15 protein-coding genes are annotated in these 18,357 nt (G+C 71.7%); 6 read left to right on the top strand and 9 right to left on the bottom strand.

The genetic code is table 11. The features are described 5' to 3' along the window. Positions 1-485, bottom strand: a 485-nt coding sequence (locus tag Tsedi_RS07215; RefSeq protein WP_143895106.1) for an MFS transporter, incomplete at its 3' end; no start/stop codon positions are given. A gap of 67 nt (positions 486-552) precedes the next feature. On the opposite strand from Tsedi_RS07215, the gene Tsedi_RS07210 reads away from it, so the two are divergent. Continuing rightward, positions 553-1,560, top strand: a complete 1,008-nt coding sequence (locus Tsedi_RS07210) for a D-2-hydroxyacid dehydrogenase family protein (RefSeq protein ID WP_143895104.1) — start codon at positions 553-555, stop codon at positions 1,558-1,560. 6 nt (positions 1,561-1,566) lie between these two features. Here the strand turns inward: Tsedi_RS07210 and Tsedi_RS07205 are convergent, their stop codons facing one another. Beyond that, the gene (locus Tsedi_RS07205) at positions 1,567-3,417 is read right to left on the bottom strand and encodes a hypothetical protein (protein WP_143895102.1); all 1,851 of its coding nucleotides are present in this window, start codon (positions 3,415-3,417) and stop codon (positions 1,567-1,569) included. A 75-nt stretch (positions 3,418-3,492) separates the two neighbouring features. Between Tsedi_RS07205 and Tsedi_RS07200 the strand changes: the two genes are divergently transcribed. The 5 genes from Tsedi_RS07200 to Tsedi_RS07180 are packed head-to-tail and all read left to right on the top strand — an operon-like array spanning position 3,493 to position 9,006. Further along, the gene (locus tag Tsedi_RS07200) at positions 3,493-5,028 is read left to right on the top strand and encodes a 3-hydroxyacyl-CoA dehydrogenase (RefSeq protein WP_143895100.1); all 1,536 of its coding nucleotides are present in this window, start codon (positions 3,493-3,495) and stop codon (positions 5,026-5,028) included. Positions 5,029-5,032: 4 nt separating this feature from the next. Next, positions 5,033-5,812, top strand: a complete 780-nt coding sequence (locus tag Tsedi_RS07195) for an oxepin-CoA hydrolase, alternative type (RefSeq protein ID WP_143895098.1) — start codon at positions 5,033-5,035, stop codon at positions 5,810-5,812. A 33-nt stretch (positions 5,813-5,845) separates the two neighbouring features. Beyond that, positions 5,846-6,601: a Crp/Fnr family transcriptional regulator gene (locus tag Tsedi_RS07190; RefSeq protein ID WP_246099210.1), complete on the top strand. Its 756-nt coding sequence runs from the start codon at positions 5,846-5,848 to the stop codon at positions 6,599-6,601. Between the two features lie 43 nt (positions 6,602-6,644). Further along, on the top strand, positions 6,645-7,715 hold the full coding sequence (locus Tsedi_RS07185; protein WP_143895096.1) for a phosphotransferase family protein: 1,071 nt from the start codon (positions 6,645-6,647) through the stop codon (positions 7,713-7,715). A gap of 31 nt (positions 7,716-7,746) precedes the next feature. After that, positions 7,747-9,006 (top strand): acyl-CoA dehydrogenase family protein, encoded by a 1,260-nt coding sequence (locus Tsedi_RS07180; RefSeq protein ID WP_143895094.1) that lies wholly within the window; start codon positions 7,747-7,749, stop codon positions 9,004-9,006. A gap of 57 nt (positions 9,007-9,063) precedes the next feature. Here Tsedi_RS07180 and Tsedi_RS07175 read toward each other — a convergent pair whose 3' ends face one another. The 7 genes from Tsedi_RS07175 to Tsedi_RS07145 form a co-directional block, all read right to left on the bottom strand. Next, entirely contained in the window at positions 9,064-11,463 is a 2,400-nt protein-coding gene (locus tag Tsedi_RS07175) for a GspE/PulE family protein (RefSeq protein WP_143895092.1), read from the bottom strand. Between the two features lie 61 nt (positions 11,464-11,524). Next, positions 11,525-11,746 (bottom strand): DUF2788 domain-containing protein, encoded by a 222-nt coding sequence (locus Tsedi_RS07170; protein WP_143895130.1) that lies wholly within the window; start codon positions 11,744-11,746, stop codon positions 11,525-11,527. Further along, positions 11,746-12,540, bottom strand: a complete 795-nt coding sequence (locus Tsedi_RS07165; RefSeq protein ID WP_143895090.1) for a DUF2189 domain-containing protein — start codon at positions 12,538-12,540, stop codon at positions 11,746-11,748. Before Tsedi_RS07165 ends, Tsedi_RS07170 begins: the two co-directional genes overlap by 1 nt. Positions 12,541-12,657: 117 nt before the next feature. Next, positions 12,658-14,301, bottom strand: coding sequence for an ABC transporter ATP-binding protein (locus tag Tsedi_RS07160; protein ID WP_143895088.1), 1,644 nt, complete (start codon positions 14,299-14,301; stop codon positions 12,658-12,660). 4 nt (positions 14,302-14,305) lie between these two features. Beyond that, complete coding sequence (locus tag Tsedi_RS07155; RefSeq protein WP_143895086.1) at positions 14,306-15,355, bottom strand: ABC transporter permease; 1,050 nt, start codon at positions 15,353-15,355, stop codon at positions 14,306-14,308. Then, the gene (locus tag Tsedi_RS07150; protein ID WP_143895084.1) at positions 15,339-16,364 is read right to left on the bottom strand and encodes a microcin C ABC transporter permease YejB; all 1,026 of its coding nucleotides are present in this window, start codon (positions 16,362-16,364) and stop codon (positions 15,339-15,341) included. The genes Tsedi_RS07155 and Tsedi_RS07150 overlap by 17 nt, the downstream gene beginning before the upstream one ends. 16 nt (positions 16,365-16,380) lie before the next feature. After that, positions 16,381-18,312, bottom strand: a complete 1,932-nt coding sequence (locus Tsedi_RS07145; RefSeq protein WP_143895082.1) for an extracellular solute-binding protein — start codon at positions 18,310-18,312, stop codon at positions 16,381-16,383. Positions 18,313-18,357 lie beyond the last annotated feature (45 nt).

Raw genomic sequence — 18,357 nt, 5'->3', positions numbered from 1 at the left:
GCCCAGCCGAGGTTGCCGGTCAGCCCGTGCACGCTGAAGGCGTAGCCCAGCCGCGGCGGCGAGACGCGCTGGTTCAGGATCGAGAAATCCACCGGGTGAAACGGCGCGTTGCCCACGCCGGCCAGCACCGCCGCCAGCAACAGCCCCCACCAGCCCTGCGCGGTGGCCGCCGCCAGCGCCGAGCCGACGAAGCAGGCGATCGCCGCAAACAGCACCGGGCGCGCGCCGACACGATCCACCAGGAAGCCCGACAGCGCCTGCCCGACGCCGGAGATGACGAAGAAGACGCTGGTCAGCAGCCCGACCTGCGAATAGGTCAGGCCGAACTCGCGCATGAAGATCGGAAACAGCGGCGCCAGCAGCAGGTGGGAAAAGTGCGACGTGGCGTGCGCCAGCCCTACCAGCCCGATGACCCGCGCATCCTGGCGCCAGGGCGCGGCCGGCTGCCCCGCAGCGGTGGTGGCGGTGATCGACGAAGCGGCCATCGCGTGATGGTAGGCGATGCGCGCTGACCTTGCGGCCACGCAGGCGACAGCGGGCACAATGCCGGCCATGAACATCGTGATCCTCGACGATTACCAGGACGCCGTGCGCAAGCTGGCCTGCGCGCGCAAGCTCGACCCCTACCCCGCCAAGGTCTACACCAACAACGTCAAGGGGGTCGGGCAGCTGGCGGTGCGGCTGCGCGACGCCGACATCGTCGTGCTGATCCGTGAGCGCACCGCGATCACCCGTCAGCTGCTGGAGCGGCTGCCGCGCCTGAAACTGATCGCGCAGACCGGCTCGGTGGGGCCGCACATCGACGTGCAGGCCTGCACCGAGCATGGGGTGGCGGTGGCCGAGGGTGTCGGCGACCCGGTGGCGCCGGCCGAGCTGACCTGGGCGCTGATCATGGCGGCGATGCGCCGCATCCCGCACTACGTGGCCAACCTGAAGCATGGCGCCTGGCAGCAGTCGGGGCTGAAGGCCGCCGCGATGCCGCCCAACTTCGGCCTGGGCATGGTGCTGCGCGGCCGCACGCTGGGCATCTGGGGCTACGGGCGCATCGGCCGGCTGGTGGCGGGCTACGGGCGGGCGTTCGGCATGCGCGTGCTCGTCTGGGGGCGCGAGGCCAGCCGTGCGCAGGCCGCCGCCGACGGCTTCGAGGTGGCGCCGGACAAGGCCACGCTGTTCGCCGACAGCGACGTGCTGAGCCTGCACCTGCGCTTGACCGACGCAACACGCAGCTGCGTGCGCTTCGACGATCTGGCCACCATGAAGCCCACCGCGCTGCTGGTCAACACCGCACGCGCCGAGCTGATCGAGCCGGACGCGCTGGTGGCCGCGCTCAACCGCGGCCGGCCCGGCATGGCGGCCGTCGACGTGTTCGAGAACGAGCCGATCCTGCAGGGCCATGCCCTGCTGCGGCTGGAAAACTGCATCTGCACGCCGCACATCGGCTTCGTCGAGCTCGACAGCTACGAGAAGTATTTCTCCGCCGCGTTCGACAACGTCGTCAACTACATCAAGGGCACGCCCACCAACATCGTCAACCCGGGCGCCCTGCACGTGCGGCGCTGAACCGTCTCAGCGCGCCGCGGCCGGCGGCGGCGCCGGCGGCAGCGTCCAGCCGCTCAGGTCGAATTCGATGACGTGGTCATCCGCCTTGGGGGCTGCGGCCGGCGCGGCCGGGTCGGCTTCGGTCAACGGCAACAGCGGCAACAGATCGAGCACACCGTGCAGCGTGATCAGGTCGTCGAACGCCGCCAGCGAGCGCACCGCCAGCAGCGCCTGGCCCTCGGCATCCGGCTGCGAGGCCAGGGCCTGCTCCACGGTGGCGCGCGCCTGCTGACCGGGCCATTCGGCCTGCAGCCGCTGCAGCAGGGCCGCATCGTCCAGCAGCGTGCCGCGCCGGCCGTCGCCCTGCAGCAGACGGTGGTAATGCTGCTCGTAGGTGGCCTGTGCCAGCCGCGCGTCCAGCCCGTGCTCGCTGGCCAGCCGCCACCAGCGCAGGTACGGGGCTTCGCTGGCGCGCGGATGGGCCAGCACGAAGCTGCGCAGCGCCGCCACCGCATCGGCGATCTGTCCCAGATCCTCGAAGAAGTCGACGCGCTCCCACAGCTCGTGCAGCGCCGCCAGATCCAGCGCCGCCACCGGCGCCGGCTCAAACGCGCTGTCGTGCGCATCGGCGACGTCGACCCCCGTCAGGGAAGCGGCGTGCACGGGCGCGGCGGCCCCCTCGAGCTCGCGCTCCAACAGGCTGTCGCGCGCGAGGATGACGGTTTCGTCCGCCACGGGCTCGGCCGCCGCCGGCGGGGCCGGCGGACTGGCGGACACCGGTGGAGCCACCGGCATCGGCGGTGGTGTCTCGGGGGAGGCTGCCGCCGGCTGCGAGCCCGGCTGGGCCGCGGTGCGGGGCTGCCACCACGGTGTGGCGGCGCGACCTGCCCCGCCGCGGTTGCGCAGCCAGCCGGCCGCGGCCAGCAGCGATGCCAAGGCCGCCACGGCCCACGGCAACCAGCCCGGCGGCGCAGCCTCGGCGCGCGCCTGTCCCAGTTCACGGTTGAGTGTCTCCACCGCCATCAGCAGACGCTGCTGCTCGGCGCGCAGCCGCTCCAGCTCCTGCTGCAGCGGCGCGGCGGCGCCTTCGGTGGCGCCGTCAGGGGCCGTCGGGGGCGCCATCGCACCGGCTGGTGCCTGTGCCGTCTCCGCCGGGTTGGGGGCTGGCGCCGCCAGGTCCACCGGCTCCAGCTTCAGGCGCGGCCCGGCGGGCGGTGCGGCCGCTGGCGCCGGGGCCGCCTGCACCGTGCCCGCGGACCGCGTGCCGCCCTGCGCCACCGCCACCGGGCGCGTCTTGGCCGCCAGTCGCGCCACGCCGGGCGGACGGCTGGCCGGCGGCGTCAGCCGCACCGGCGTCTCCGGGGGCAAAGGCGCCGTTGCCGCGGCGGGCACCAGCCCCGGTGCGCTGGCTGGCGCAGAAGACGAGGATGAGGCCGGCGTTGCGGGGGCGGAGGCCACTGGCGTCGACGACGCCACCGGCGCCGCCGGCCGTGGCGGCTCCAGATCCGCCAGCAGCGTATAGCTGCGCGTCAGCGAGCCTTGGCAGCCGACGCGCACCTCCACGGTGACGAACGGCTCGTCCACCGGCGTGCGGGTGCGCACGCGCAGGCCGGGACCGCGCGGATCGTCGCGCACGACACTGAGCGCGACGTCGCTGGCCGCCAGCGACGTCTCGCCATAGCGCACGCGCGCCTCGGCACACAGGGCCGCCGCATCGTCGCCCTCGACGGTGCTGGCCACCACGACGTCCAGCGGCCGACCGATGAACACCGCCCCCTTGGCCGCGCCCAGCGACTGCGCCCCCGCCGGGATGGCGCCAGCCAGCAGCACGGCGGCCATCACGGCGGTGGGGAGCGTGCGGTTATCCTTCGGGCTCATGGGACAGGGTCGCGCAGATGACGTCGATTCTGTCACAGCCACCCGGATTCACGCAGAGGAATGCAGAGGAACACCATGTCCGACGTCGCGCAACGTCTCACTTTTCGCAACATCGGCCTCGTGGGCACCGGCGCCATGGGGCGCGGCATCGCCCAGATTGCCGCGCAGGCCGGCAGCACCGTGCACCTGGTGGACGCGCAACCAGCTGCCGTCGAGGCCGCCCGCGCCGCCCTGCGCGACACCTGGGACAAGCTGGTGGCCAAGGGCCGCATGACCGCGGATGACGCCGCCGCGTGCCTGCAGCGGCTGGTGCCGGCGGCGGGCGTGGAGGCGCTGGCGGGCTGCGACCTCGTCATCGAAGCCATCGTCGAGCGGTTGGATGTCAAGCAAGACCTGTTCCGCCAGCTCGAAGACATCGTCGGCCCGGACGCGGTGCTGGCCACCAACACCTCGTCGCTGTCGGTGACGGCGATCGGCAGCCGGCTGCGCGCCCCGCAGCGGCTGGCGGGCTTCCATTTCTTCAACCCGGTGCCGCTGATGAAGGTGGTCGAGGTGGTGGCCGGGCTGAAGACCGACGCCGGCGTCGTGCAGCGCCTGGCCGCCTTCGCGCGCGAGATGGGGCACACCCCGGTACTGGCGCAGGACACGCCGGGCTTCATCGTCAACCACGCGGGGCGCGGCTACATCACCGAGGCGCTGCGCATCGCCGGCGAGCGCGTGGCCGACTTCGCCACCATCGACCGTATCCTGAAGGACCAGATGGGTTTTCGCCTCGGGCCGTTCGAGCTGCTGGACCTGACGGCGCTGGACGTCTCGCAGCCGGTGATGGAGTCGATCTACCACCAGTACTACGAGGAGCCGCGCTTTCGCCCGAGCGTGATCGCGGCGCAGCGGCTGGCCGGCGGCGTGGTCGGGCGCAAGGTCGGCGAGGGGTTTTACCGCTACGTCGATGGGCAGGTGCAGGTGCCGCCGGAGCCGCCCGCGCCGGTGGTGGAGGCGCTGCCGCCGGTGTGGGTGTCGCCCGGCGCCGCGCGCCGCGCCGAGCTGCTGCAGCTGCTGAAGGACCTGGGCGCGACGATCGAGACCGCCGCCCAGCCCTCGGAGCGCGCGCTGATCGTGGTGGCGCCGCTCGGCCACGACGTCACGACGGTGGCGGCGGTGGAGCGGCTCGACCCCGGGCGCACCGTCGGCCTCGACATGCTGCTGCCCGATGGCGCCGTCAAGCGCCGCGTGCTGGCCACCAACCCGGCCACGCGCCACGACATGCGCGCCGCCGCGCACGCGCTGTTCGCGCGTGACGGCAAGCCGGTCAGCGTCATCCGCGACAGCGGCGGCTTCGTCACGCAGCGCGTGGTGGCCACCATCGTCAACATCGCCGCCGACATCTGCCAGCAGGGCATCTGCACGCCCGGCGACTTGGAGACCGCCGTCACACTGGGCCTGGGCTACCCGGCCGGGCCGCTGGCGATGGGCGACCGCGTCGGCGCCGCCAGCGTGCTGGAGATCCTGTTCAACCTGCAGACCGTCTACGGCGACCCGCGCTACCGCCCCTCGCCGTGGCTGCGCCGCCGCGGCGCGCTGGGGCTGAGCCTGCTGCACCCCGAGGAATGACGAGATGACCGCCACGCTCAAGAGCCACAGCCACGGCGGCACGCTGGTGCTGACGATCCACAACCCCGAGCAGCGCAACGCGCTGGCGCCGGAGATCTACGTCGCCGGCATCGAGGCGCTGATCGCCGCCGAGCGCAACGCCGAGGTGCGCAGCGTCATCGTCACCGGCGACGGCGGCACCTTCTGCGCCGGCGGCAACCTGCAGCGGCTGCTGGCCAACCGGCAGCAGCCGCCCGAGGTGCAGGCCGACAGCATCGAGGCGCTGCACAGCTGGATCGAGGCGATCCGCAGTTTCCCCAAGCCCGTCATCGCCGCAGTGGAGGGCGCCTGCGCCGGGGCGGGGTTTTCGCTGGCGCTGGCGTGCGACCTGCTGGTCGCCGCGCGCGACGCGGTGTTCGTGATGGCCTACGTCAACGTCGCGCTGTCGCCCGACGGCGGCGCCACCTGGAGCCTGCTGCGCCAGCTGCCGCGCGCCACCGCGCTGCAGCTGCTGATGCTGGGCGAGCGCGTCGGCGCCGAGCGGCTGCACCAGCTCGGCCTCGTCACCGCGGTCAGCGCCCCGGGCGCGGCGCTGACGGACGCACTGGCGCTGGCCGAGCGGCTCAACGCCAAGGCCCCCAACGCGCTGGCCAGCATCAAGGCGCTGGCCAACGATGCGCCGGAGCACGGACTGGCGCGCCTGCTGCGTGAGGAACGCGACCATTTCGTGCGCAATCTGCATCACCCCAACGCCGGCGAGGGCATCCAGGCCTTCCTGGACAAGCGCGTCCCGCAATACCGCTGACGCTGCCGCCGGTCCACACGAGGAGACGACCGCATGGGCATGAACATCCAGTCGCTCATACGACAGCCGCTCGACGAGCCGATGCTGACAATGGAGGAACGCGAGGCGATCAACCACGGACGCTGGTTTTCGAGCCTTTCGCCCTCGCTGCGGCACGACATCCTGCGATGCGCCTTCGTCAAACGTTACCAGGACGGCGACCTGATCTGCGCCCGCGGCGACCCGCCTGCCTTCTGGAGCGCGGTGGCCAAGGGCGCCGTGCGCGTCAGCTCCACCTCCATCACCGGCAAGCAGATCACGCTGACCTACGTGGAGCCGGGCGTGTGGTTCGGCGACGTGGCGATGTTCGATGGCGACGCCCGCACGCACGACGCCTACGCCCATGGCGCCACGACCCTGCTGTGCGTGGCGCGCAGCGACTTCCGCAAGATCCTGGATCAGCACGTCGAGCTGTACGAAGCGCTGCTGCGGCTGCATGCGCGGCGCATCCGCACGCTGTTCGGCCTGGTGGAGGATCTCAACACCCTGCCCCTGCGCGCGCGGCTGGCCAAGCAGCTGCTGCACCTGTGCCGCTCCTACGGGGTGCCGTGCCTGGCCAACGGACAGGAGACACGCATCGGCCTGCAGCTGGCGCAGGAGGAGCTGGCCCAGCTGCTCGGAGCCTCGCGCCAGCGCGTCAACCAGGAGCTCAAGACGATGGAGCGCGAGGGCGCCATCCGCATCGAGCCGGGCGGCCTGGTGGTGCGCGATCGCGCGGCCCTGATGCGCATCGTCGAATCCGAACCCTGAAGCGGGGCACGGCCGGGCGGCCGTGTCCGTCACGGATCGCCGCATGAACGCCGAGACCCCTTCCCCGCCGCACCACGCCATCGACACCGCCGCGCTGCAGGCGTGGCTGCAGGCGCATCTGCCCGGCTTCGCCGGGCCGCTGGCCATCGAGAAGTTCGCCGGCGGGCAGTCCAACCCCACCTACCGGCTGAGTACCCCGCAGCGCACCTACGTGATGCGCACCAAGCCCGGGCCCGCGGCACGGCTGCTGCCCTCGGCGCACGCCATCGAGCGCGAATTCCGCGTCATGCAGGCGCTGGCCGGCAGCCAGGTGCCGGTGCCGCGCATGCTGGCGCTGTGCGAGGACGAGGGCGTCATCGGCCGCGCGTTCTACGTCATGGAACACGTAGAAGGCCGCGTGCTGTGGGACCAGTCGCTGCCCGGCATGACGCCGCAGGAGCGCCGCGCCCATTACGTCGAGATGACGCGCGTGCTGGCCGCGCTGCACCGCGTCGACGTTCAGGCGGTCGGTCTGGCCGATTTCGGCCGTCCGGGCAACTACTTCGAGCGCCAGATCGCGCGCTGGAGCAAGCAGTATGAGGCCTCCATCACCGAGCCCATCCCCGAGATGGAGCGGCTGATGGCATGGCTGCCCGGCCACCTGCCGGAGCTGGCACGCGACGAACGGCTCGTCAGCATCGTGCATGGCGACTACCGGCTCGACAACCTGATGTTCCACCCCACGGAGCCGCGCATCGTGGCGGTGCTGGACTGGGAGCTGGCCACGCTCGGGCATCCACTGGCGGACTTCAGCTACCACTGCCTGACGTGGCACATCGAGCCGGGAACGTTCCGCGGCATCGCCGGGCTGGACTGGGCGGCGCTGGGCATCCCGGATGAGGACGACACGATCGCGCGCTACTGCGCCGCCACCGGCCTCGTGCAGCCGGGCGAGCTGCGGCGTGCCTGGCCGTTCTTCCTCGCCTACAACGCGTTCCGGCTCGCCGCCATCCTGCAGGGCATCGCCAAGCGCATCGAGCTCGGCACCGCCTCCAGCACCCAGGCGCGCGCAGCCGCCGCGGGCGCCCGTCCGATGGCGCAGCTGGCGTGGCGCTTCGCGCAGCGGCTCGGCTGATCCCCCACGACCCACCCCTCGGAGAACCGCGATGGACTTCGCCTACAGCCCCCGCGTGCAGGCCCTGCGCGAGCGCCTGCTGGCGTTCATGGAGGAGCACGTCTACCCCAATGAGGAACGCTACGAGGAGGAGGTGGCCGCCAACCGTGCCGCCGGCAACCCCTGGCAGCCCACGCGCCTGATCGAGGAGCTCAAGCCCAAGGCGCGCGCCGCGGGCCTGTGGAACCTGTTTCTGCCGAACTCCCCGCGCGCACCAGAGGGCCTGAGCAACCTCGAGTACGCGCCGCTGTGCGAGATCATGGGCCGCGTGCCGTGGGCGGCGGAGGTGTTCAACTGCTCCGCCCCCGACACCGGCAACATGGAGACGCTGGAGCGCTACGCCAGCGAGGCGCTCAAGGACCGCTGGCTGGAGCCGCTGCTGCGCGGCGAGATCCGCTCGGCCTTCCTGATGACCGAGCCGGAGGTGGCCTCCTCGGACGCCACCAACATCCAGTGCCGCATCGAGCGCGACGGCGACCACTACGTCATCAACGGACGCAAGTGGTGGTCCTCCGGCGCGGGCGATCCGCGCTGCGCGGTCTACATCGTGATGGGCAAGACCAACCCCGACGCGCCGCGCCACGCGCAGCAGTCGATGATCGTGGTGCCCGCGGACACGCCCGGCATCCGCGTCGTGCGGGCGCTGTCGGTGTTCGGCTACGACGACGCGCCGCACGGCCACATGGAGATCGAACTGAAGGACGTGCGCGTGCCGGCCGACCACATCCTGCTCGGCGAAGGGCGCGGCTTCGAGATCGCGCAGGGGCGCCTCGGCCCCGGGCGCATCCACCACTGCATGCGCTCGATCGGCGCGGCCGAGCGCGCGCTGGAGCTGATGTGTCGCCGGCTCAACGAGCGCGTCGCCTTCGGCCAGCCGATCGCCGCGCAGACCGTCTGGCAGGAGCGCATCGCGGAGGCGCGCTGCATGATCGAGCAGGCCCGACTGCTGGTGCTCAAGGCCGCCTACATGATGGACACGGTGGGCAACAAGGCCGCGCGCGCCGAGATCGCGATGATCAAGGTCGTGGCGCCCAACGTCGCCTGCCAGGTGCTGGACTGGGCGATCCAGGCCTACGGGGGCGCCGGCGTGTCGCAGGTCACGCCGCTGGCGCGCAGCTACGCCAACCAGCGCACGCTGCGGCTGGCGGACGGGCCGGACGAGGTGCACCGCAACGCCATCGCCAAGCTGGAGCTGGCCAAGCACCTGGTGCGCGCACCGGAGGTGGAGATGCCGATCACGCGCGGCTGCTGAGGCGGCTGGAAGCGGCCGGGCGGTTCCTGGCCCCCTGGGAGCGGCGCCCGGGTCGCGTCACAGGTTGCTGGAGGCCCGCACCTCGGCCAGGGTCGTCAGCCCCATCAGCACCTTTTCGATGCCATCCTGACGCAGGGTGCGCATGCCGTCATGGATGCCCTGGGCCTGGATCTGCGCCGGCTGCGCACGCGTCTGCACCAGCTGGCGCACCGCCGGCGTGACGGCCAACAGCTCGTGCAGCGCCAGGCGGCCGCGGTAGCCGGTCTGGCCGCATTCGGCACAACCCGGCGCGTGCGAGATCATCAGCGCGCCGTCGCGGCTGAAGTGCTCGCGCCAGTGCGCCTCCAGGGCGGCATCGTCGCGCAGCGGGTGGTCCGGCGGCAGCTGCGCCTGGTAGTCGCGCCGCAGCTCGGCCAGCCGCGCCGGGCTCAGCGGCTCGTGCTGCACACAGGCCGGGCAGACGCGCCGCACCAGTCGCTGCGCCAAGATCCCCTGCAGCGAGTCGGCGAACGAAAACGGATCGACACCGAGGTCGTGCAGGCGCAGCACCGTCTCGGCCGCCGAATTGGTGTGCAGCGTCGACATCACGAAATGGCCGGTCAGCGACGCCTCGATGGCCATCTCGGCCGTCTCCGGGTCGCGAATCTCGCCCACCATGATGACGTCCGGGTCGGCCCGCAGCAGCGCGCGCAGCGCGTTGGCGAACGTCCAGCCGATCTTCGGATTGACCTGGATCTGGCGCAGCCCGCGCTGCGTGATCTCGACCGGGTCCTCGGCCGTCCAGATCTTGCGGTTGGGGGTGTTGAGGCGCTGCAGCGCGGCGTGCAGCGTCGTGGTCTTGCCCGAGCCGGTCGGGCCGGCACACAGGAAAAGCCCATAGGGCCGCTCCAGGATGTGCTCGATCGCCGCCAGGTTGCGCGCGCTCAGGTGCAGGCCATGGAGCGGCAGCGTCGCCGACGACTGCAGGATGCGCATCACCACATCCTCCAGACCGTGGGCGGTGGGGATGGTGGCCACGCGCAGCTCGATCGGCAGGCCGCCGAAGCGCTTGAAGTGGATCTTGCCGTCCTGCGGCTTGCGCCTCTCGGCGATGTCGAGGTCGCACATCACCTTGATGCGCGCCACCAGCGCGTTGCGGTAGCTCGATGGCAGCTCCAGGTACGGGCGCATCTCGCCATCGACACGGAACCGGATCACGACCTTGTCGCGCCCCGGGTACGGCTCGATGTGGATGTCGGAGGCACGCTGGTGGAAAGCCTCCACGATCATCGTGTTGACCAGCTTGACCAGCGTGTTGTCGGACTGCTCGATCGGCCGCTCCTCGGCGCCGTCGCCTGCCGGCTCCACCGCCAGCGCCGCCGCCAGCTGCCAAGCCTCCACCTCGGGCGCGCCGCCCGCGGGCATCTCCGGCGCCGCGGGGCCGTCGGCCAGCCCGACCTGGCGGTAGGCTTCACCGATGCGGGCCTGCAGGTCGGCGGCCGTGCCCACCACCGGCAGCACCTTGCGCTGCGCGGTGAACTCGAGCTCGTCGATCGCCTTGAACTGCAGCGGGTCGGCCATCGCGACGACGAGCGCGCCGCCCACCAGCGCGATCGGCAGCACGCGCAGCCGGGTGGCCAGCGCCAGCGGCACCAGCCGCAGCGCCGCGGGGTCGACCGGGTAGCGCCGCACGTCGACGAACGGGTAGCCCATCTTGCGCGCCAGCGCCACCTGCAGGTCCGCGGGCTGGATCAGGCCCATCTCGACCAGCGTCTGCCCCAGCGGTGTGCCGGTGCTCTTCTGCCGTTGCAGCGCGGCGGCGAGCTGGTCCGGCGTAATCTTGCCCAGGCCCAGCAGCGCCTCGCCGATCGGCACCGGCTTGAGCGTGGCCTGGCGCCTGAGTGCCTCCTGCAGCTGATCCAGTGTGGCCACCGGCGGTGCCGGGGGATTGGTGCGGAGTGCCTCGACGGGGGTTTCCTCCCCCTCCTGCCAGAGCGTCGCCCCGAAGTCGCTGTCGACCAGCAGCCCGCCGTCGCCCCGCTGCACCTGGTAGTTGGTGATCGCGCTGCGCGGAATGAACACGCGCTGCGGGTCACCCTCGGCGGCGACCTTCGGAAACACCCACAGCCCGTCGGGGGTACGGCGGCAGCCGTGGCAGTGTCCGGCGTAGACCGAGCCGTCGCGCAGCTGGACGGCGAACGTCTGCAGGGCTTCGTCGGCAAAGCCGGAAGCCGGCGCCGTCACCGGTTCCGTCGGGGCGAAGCGCAGCCGCTTGATCTGGTTGAAGCGCAGGGCGAGCGCCTTCGCGTGACCGTCCGGCAGCACCTTGATGCCGCTGCCGCTCTGGAAATCGAGCAGCGCCCCCTCGACGACACGCTCGTTCCAGCCCTCCACCGCAACACGCACGGTTCGCTCGCCGGTGCGGTACGTCTCGTCGGTGTTGAGTCCCGGGATCGTGAAGTGGCTGCCCGGTGCCATGCGCGTACTCCCTGCGGGCCGCCGCCCGCTTGTGACATCCTGGTCGACCTCGGGGCCCGGATCACAGGCCGATGATCCATTGAATCACATTTTTGGCGATGAAGCCGAGCATGCCCAGCGACAGCACCAGAAACAGGATGAAGGTGCCGAACTTGCCGGCCTTGGATTCGCGCGCCAGGTTGAACACGATGAACAGCATGTACAGGATGAAGGCGCCGACGCCGAACGTCAGGCCGAACTGCGCGATCTGCGCCTCCGAATAACCGAACAGCGATCCTTCCATCATGCCCTCTGCGCGCGCACCGGCTCGATCAGCCCGGCCCGCTCGAAATCCCGGTACGCGTGCCAGCTGGCGTAGGCCAGCACCGGCACCACCACCACCAGCCCCACCATCGCCAGGGCCATCCCGAGTGCCACCAGCACGGCGATGCAGACCGCCCAGGCGGCCATCACCCCCGGGCGGGCACCGACCGCGCGCCAGCTCTCGCCGACCGCGCGCCACAGCGGCGTCGGCGTGTCCACCAGCATCGGCAACGCCATCACGCTGGAGGCGAACACCGGCGCGGCCAGCCACGCTCCCAGCAGCAGCCAGACCTCGAACAGACCCAGGTCCGGCGCCAGCATCACGTGGCGCACGAAGTCGGCCGGGCGCTCGATCGGCACCGGTGCCCACAGCGTGATCAGGGCCGCCGACGTCAGCACCCAGCCGGTGCCGGCCAGCGCCAGCAGCAGCCCGAAGGCCACCAGCCGCCGGTCGCCGGAGGCCCACAGCGCCATCACCTCCTGGCAGCACACCTTCTGACCGCGCTCCAGGTACCAGCTGACCGCGTACAGCCCCGAGGCCAGGATCGGCGCGATGATCAGGAAGCCGGAGAAGGCCCCGGCAAGCAGCCAGAAATGATCGCGCAGCGCCAGCAACAGAATCAGCCCGAACAGCGCCATCAGCCCGCCGTGCAGCAATCCCGGCAACGGATTGGCGCGATAGTCGCGCCAACCAAGCGCGAGCCAGCGCAGCGGCGAGCGCGCGTCGAGGGTAACGGCGGCGGGGTCGGCCTGGGCGTCGACAGGCTGGGTCATCGGGCGGGTCTCCTCGTCGTGGTCCGGATGCGCGCGGCCGCGGCTCGCACGGCGCGCCAGATCGAATTGGACCACAACCGCTGGCGTGGATCGGGCCGACCTTCCGACGACGGTTGCTCAGCCCGGCGGCGACCAGCCGCTGCTGGCCAGCAGCGCGCGCGTCGTCGCCTCGCGCGGCTCGGCCAGCACGCGTTCGGCGGGTCCGGCCTCCACCACCCGCCCGCGGCGCATCACCAGCACCTCGTGCGCCAGCGCCGCCACGACCTCGACGTCGTGCGTGATCAGCAGGTACGCCAAGCGGCGCTGCCGCTGCAGCCGCCGCAGCAGCTGCAGCACTTGCTGCTGCACCGTCACGTCCAGCGCGCTGGTCGGCTCATCCAGCACCAGCACGCGCGGCTCGACGATCAGCGCGCGCGCCAGCGCAATGCGCTGGCGCTGCCCGCCGGAAAACGCGTGCGGATAGCGCTGCAGCCAGGCGGCAAGCTCCTCGGGGCCGGCGTGTGGCGGCAGCAGGCCGACGTCGTGCAGCGCCTGCACCACGCGCGCGCGCCGCGCGGTCGCATCCAGCTGCGGCGCGTGCACGCGCAAGCCCTCCTCGACGATCTGCTCCAGCGTCAGCCGCGGCGACAGCGAGGAGAACGGATCCTGAAACACCACCTGGATCTGCCGCCGCAGCGCACGGTCGCGCGCGTCGCCGCGCCACGGTTGGCCGGCCACCTCGATGCGACCCTGTGCCGGCTGCAGGCCGAGCGCCGCCAGCGCCAGCGTCGTCTTGCCGCTGCCGGATTCCCCCAGCACCGCCAGCGTCCGCCCGGCGCGCAGCACGGCCGCAACGCCCTGCAGCGCCTCGAAACGGCCGCGCCGAAACCAACCGCGCAGCCCTGGCAGCGGCACGGGGTAGGTCACGCGCACGTCGTGCAGCGTCAGCACCGGTTCATCGTCGGGGGCCGGCGCACGCAGCTCGGTGACGTCGCGCACCGGGCGGCTGGCCAGCAGACGCCGCGTGTACGGGTGGCGCGGCGCCGCGAACACCTCGGCCACCGAGCCGTCCTCGACCACCGTGCCGTCCTGCATCACGGCGACACGGTCGGCAAACCGCCGCACCAGCGGCAGATCATGCGTGATCAGCAGCACCGCCAGGCCCAGGCGGCGCTGCAGCTCGCCGAGCAGCTCCAGCACCTGCACGCGCAGGCTCGCATCCAGCGCGGTGGTCGGCTCATCGGCCACCAGCAGGCGCGGCTGCAGGGCCAGCGCCATCGCGATCATCGCGCGCTGGCGCTGCCCGCCGCTCAGCTGGTGCGGATACTGGCGCGCGCGGCGCGCCGGCTCGTCGATGCCGACCTGCGCCAGCGCGGCCTCGGCCTGCGCCCACGCCTGGCCCTTCGGCAGCCCGCGCTTGGCGCGCAGCACCTCGGCGATCTGCTCACCGATCGGATAAAGGGCGTTGAGCGCCGTCATCGGCTCCTGGAAGATGTAGGCCACCGCATCGCCGCGCAGCGCGCGCAGGCGGCGCTCCGGGGCGGTCAGCAGCTCCTCGCCGTCCAGCCGCACCGTGCCGCTCAGCCGCGCCTGCGGCAGCAGCCGCAGCAGCGACAGCGCCGTCACCGTTTTGCCGCTGCCGGATTCGCCCACCAGCGCCACCTTCTCGCCGGCGCGCACCTGCAGCGACACGCCACGCACCACCTCGTGCGCCCCGAAGGCCACGCGCAGATCGCGCACCTCCAGCAGCGGCGTCGGGTCGTTGGGCGTCGTGGTCGTCATCGCCTCAGTCCTGCTTGCGCGGGTCGAGCGCGTCGCGCAGCGCATCGCCCATGAAGGTCAGCAGCGTCAGCGTCAGCACCAGCACGCCGAAGGTCGACAGCGAGATCCACCAGGCGTCGATGTTGGCCTTGCCCTGCGCCAGCAGCTCGCCCAGGCTCGGCGTGCCCGGCGGCACCCCCAGCCCGAGAAAATCCAGCGACGTCAGCGCCAGGATCGCCGCGCTCATGCGAAACGGCAGGAACGTCACCACCGGCGTCAAGCTGTTGGGCAGGATGTGGCGCCAGATGATGGCCGCATGCGACAGCCCCAGCGCGCGCGCTGCGCGCACGTAGTCGAGCTGGCGGTTGCGCAGGAACTCCGCACGCACGTAGTCGGCCAGCCCCATCCAGCCAAAGAGGCTGAGCAGCACCAGCAGCAGGGCGACACTCGGCGCGAAGATCGCGCTGAAGATGATCAGCAGGTACAGCTCCGGCATCGACGACCAGATCTCGATCAGCCGCTGCAGCGTGAGATCGATGCGCCCGCCGAAGTAGCCCTGCACCGCGCCGGCCAGCACCCCCAGCACCACGCCGATCGCGGTCAGCGCCAGCGCGAACAGGACGCTTAAGCGAAAGCCGTAGATCAGCTGCGCCAGCAGGTCGCGCCCGCGGTCGTCGGTGCCGAGCAGGTTGGCGCGGCTCGGAGGCGCCGGGTGCGGCCCCGGCGCCCAGTAGTTCAGCGCCTTGGGGCCGTAGGGGTTCGGCGGGTACAGCGCCCAGTTGCCAGCGCTCGTCAGGCGCTGGCGCACGTAGGGGTCGAGGTAGTCGGTGGGCGTCTCGAAGTCGCCGCCGAAGGTGGTCTCGGGGTAGTCGCGCCACAGCGGCCAATACCACTGCCCCTCGTAGCGCACCACCAGCGGCCGGTCGTTGGAGACCAGCTCCGCCGCCAGGCTCAGCAACACCAGCGTCACGAAGACGAGCAGACTGCCGAACCCGAGCCGGTTGCGCCGGAAGCGCCGCCACGCGCGCCGGGCGGGGCTCAGCGTCGCGGTCGTGGCTTCAGTCGAACTTGACACGCGGATCCACCCAGACGTAGCACAGGTCACTGATCAGCTTGGTCACCAGCCCGATCAGCGTGAACAGGTAGAGGGTGCCCAGCACCACCGGATAGTCGCGCCGGATCACGCTCTCGTAGCTCAGCAGTCCCAGCCCGTCGAGCGAGAACAGCGTCTCGATCAGCAGGCTGCCGGTGAAGAACGCGCCGACGAAGGCCGCCGGAAAGCCGGTCACGATCGGAATCAGCGCGTTGCGCAGCACGTGCTTCCACAGGATGGTGCGCTCGTCCAGCCCCTTGGCGCGCGCCACCAGCACGTACTGCTTGCGGATCTCCTCCAGCACGGCGTTCTTGGTCAGCATCGTCGTGACGGCGAAGCTGCCCAGCACCATCGCCAGCACCGGCAGCGTGATGTGCCAGAGGTAATCGACGATGCGCGCCGGCCACGACAGCTCCGCCCAGTGGTCGCTGACCAGCCCGCGCAGCGGAAACCACTGCAGCTGCCCGCCGAAGATCACCAGCAGCGCCACCCCGAGCACGAATCCCGGGATCGCGTAGGCCACCAGCACCAGGATCGAGGTCACGAGGTCGAAGCGGCTGCCGGCGCGCACCGCCTTGGCGATGCCCAGCGGCACCGCCACCGCGTAGCTGATCACGAACGTCCACAGCCCCAGGCTCATCGACACCGGCAGCTTCTCCCAGATCAGCTGCGCCACCGGCTTGTTCTGGAAGAAACTCTGGCCGAGGTCGAAGCGCGCGAACTGCACCAGCATCTGCCAGAAACGCTCGTGCGCCGGCTTGTCGAAGCCGTAGAGCGCCCTGATCTCCTCCAGCCGCTTCGGATCGACGCCCTGCCCGCCGCGGTAGAAGCCCGCCCCTTCCGAACCGTGGCCCAGCCCCGCGCGCGCCTCGGCCAGGTACTGCTCCACCGGCCCGCCGGGGACGAACTGGATGACGACGAACGTCACCAGCAGCACGCCCAGCAGCGTCGGCACCATCAGCAGCAGGCGCTTGAGGATGTAGCCCCACATCGGCGTGTCCCCTTGCTCAACGGGCCGGCCCCGGCGGCTGGCGCGCCCACCAGGTCTCGATCGCCCAGCCCTCGCCGCTGGCGTACGGCGGCATCTGCGCCGGATGCGCCAGCCGCCAGGCGTTGTAGGCCATGCGGTGCGTCGGCGCCGACCACTGCGGGATCAGCACCTGCAGGTGCGCCACCGCGCGGTCCAGCGCCCGGCACGCGGCGAGGAACTCCTCCTCGCGCTCGGCGCGCACCATGCGCGCGATCAGATCGTCCACCGCCGGGTTGGCCAGCCCCGTGAAGTTGCCCGAATCGGGCGTGCGCGCCGCCTCGCTGCCGAACAGGTCGGCGTATTCCGCGCCGGGGCTGTGCGTGCCGCCGAAGGCGAGGCTGACGATGTCGAAGTCGAAGGTGCGCAGCCGCTGCTGGTACAGCGCAAAGTCCACCGGCCTAAAGCGCAGCTCCACGCCCAGGCGCGCCAGGTTGCGCGCCCATGCGGTGACGACACGGGCGCCAGCCTCGTTGCTGTCCAGATACTCCAGCACCAGCGGCTCGCCCCTCGCGTTGCGCAGCGCGCCGTCGCGGAAGGTCCAGCCGGCCTGGCGCAGCAGCGCCTGCGCCTGGCGCAGGTTGGCGCGCAGCCGCTCCGGCGTGCCGGCCACCGGCGGCTCGTGCATCGGCCCGAACACCTCCGGCGGCAGCTGCGCGCGCCACGGCTCCAGCAGCCGGCGCTGCGCCGCGTCCGGCTCGCCCTGCGCGGCGCAGGCGGTGTTGCCGAACAGCCCGCGCACGCGCTCGTAGCTGCCGTAGAACAGCCGCTCGTTCATCCACTCGAAGTCCAGCGCCAGCGCCAGCGCCTGGCGCACGCGCCGGTCGTCCAGCGGCGGCCGGCGCGTGTTGAGCACGTAGCTCTGAAAGCCCGTCGGCAGACGGTGGCGGAATTCGGCCTTGACCAGCTCGCCGCTGTCGAAGCGCCGGCCCTTGACGCGCCGCGCCCAGTCGCCGGCGGAAAAGAAGCGCATCAGGTCGAACTCGCCGGCCTTGAGCGCCTCCAGCCGCGCGGTGTTGTCCTTGTAGATCTTGACGGTGATGCGGTCGAAGTTGAACGTGCCGCGCCGTACCGGCAGGTCGCGCGCCCAGTAGTCGGGATCGCGCACGTAGGTAATGTCCTTGCCGAACTTGACCGGCCCGATGCGGTACGGCCCGCTGCCGATCGGCACCTCCATCACCACCTCGTTGAACGGCTTGCGCCGGCCCGTGACCGGATCCACGCCCCAGTCGCGGCTGAAGATCGGGATGCCGCCCACCGTCAGCGGCAGCTCGCGGTTCGGACGCTTGAAGCGGAAGCGCACCGTGCGCGCATCCAGCACGTCCACGCCGTCCAGATCGGCCAGGATCGTCTTGTACACCGGCGAGGTGTGCGGCCCGAGCAGCGTCTCGAACGTGTGGCGCACGTCCTCGGCCTGCACCGGCTTGCCGTGGTGGAAGCGCGCCTCGCGCCGCAGGCGGAAGGTGGCGCTCAGCCGGTCCGGCGCCACCTGCACGTCCTCGGCCAGCAGCCCATAGGCGGCGCCGACCTCGTCGGCTGCGCCGGCCAGCAAACTGTCAAACAGCAGGTCCGACAGGTAGGCCGGCGCGCTGCCGCGCAGCGTGAACGGGTTGTACTTGTCGAACGTGGAGGTGCGCAGGTTGCTGACCAGCCGCAGCTCGCCGCCCTTGGGCGCGTCCGGGTTGACGTAGTCAAAGTGCGCAAAGCCCGGCGGGTATTTCAGGTGCCCCCACAGCGCGTAGCCGTGCGCGGCCCAGGCCGGTGCCGTTAGCGTCAGCAGCACGGCGACGAGGCTGCGCGCGGCGGCGGCCCGCCATCCGCGGGCGCAGGACCCGGCCGTGGCCCTCACCGGCGCCGCGGCGCCGCGGCCGCGGGCGGGCGTGGAGCTTGCCGAGGGAGCCGGAGCGCGCATGCGACAATTCTGCAGGATTTTGAATGCACCACGAGGAGCACGAAC

The sequence above is a fragment of the Tepidimonas sediminis genome, from assembly GCF_007556605.1.
GTDB classification, from domain to species: Bacteria; Pseudomonadota; Gammaproteobacteria; order Burkholderiales; family Burkholderiaceae_C; genus Tepidimonas; species Tepidimonas sediminis.
This window is presented reverse-complemented; position numbering and strand designations above follow the sequence as displayed.

Coding starts and splice junctions, on each gene's coding strand:
- Tsedi_RS07165 (WP_143895090.1), bottom strand. CDS start 12,540: ATGACCCAGCCTGTCGACGCCCAGGCCGACCCCGCCGCCGTTACCCTC.
- Tsedi_RS07195 (WP_143895098.1), top strand. CDS start 5,033: ATGACCGCCACGCTCAAGAGCCACAGCCACGGCGGCACGCTGGTGCTG.
- Tsedi_RS07145 (WP_143895082.1), bottom strand. CDS start 18,312: ATGCGCGCTCCGGCTCCCTCGGCAAGCTCCACGCCCGCCCGCGGCCGC.
- Tsedi_RS07170 (WP_143895130.1), bottom strand. CDS start 11,746: ATGGAAGGATCGCTGTTCGGTTATTCGGAGGCGCAGATCGCGCAGTTC.
- Tsedi_RS07185 (WP_143895096.1), top strand. CDS start 6,645: ATGAACGCCGAGACCCCTTCCCCGCCGCACCACGCCATCGACACCGCC.
- Tsedi_RS07150 (WP_143895084.1), bottom strand. CDS start 16,364: ATGTGGGGCTACATCCTCAAGCGCCTGCTGCTGATGGTGCCGACGCTG.
- Tsedi_RS07160 (WP_143895088.1), bottom strand. CDS start 14,301: ATGACGACCACGACGCCCAACGACCCGACGCCGCTGCTGGAGGTGCGC.
- Tsedi_RS07210 (WP_143895104.1), top strand. CDS start 553: ATGAACATCGTGATCCTCGACGATTACCAGGACGCCGTGCGCAAGCTG.
- Tsedi_RS07180 (WP_143895094.1), top strand. CDS start 7,747: ATGGACTTCGCCTACAGCCCCCGCGTGCAGGCCCTGCGCGAGCGCCTG.
- Tsedi_RS07190 (WP_246099210.1), top strand. CDS start 5,846: ATGGGCATGAACATCCAGTCGCTCATACGACAGCCGCTCGACGAGCCG.
- Tsedi_RS07200 (WP_143895100.1), top strand. CDS start 3,493: ATGTCCGACGTCGCGCAACGTCTCACTTTTCGCAACATCGGCCTCGTG.
- Tsedi_RS07205 (WP_143895102.1), bottom strand. CDS start 3,417: ATGAGCCCGAAGGATAACCGCACGCTCCCCACCGCCGTGATGGCCGCC.
- Tsedi_RS07175 (WP_143895092.1), bottom strand. CDS start 11,463: ATGGCACCGGGCAGCCACTTCACGATCCCGGGACTCAACACCGACGAG.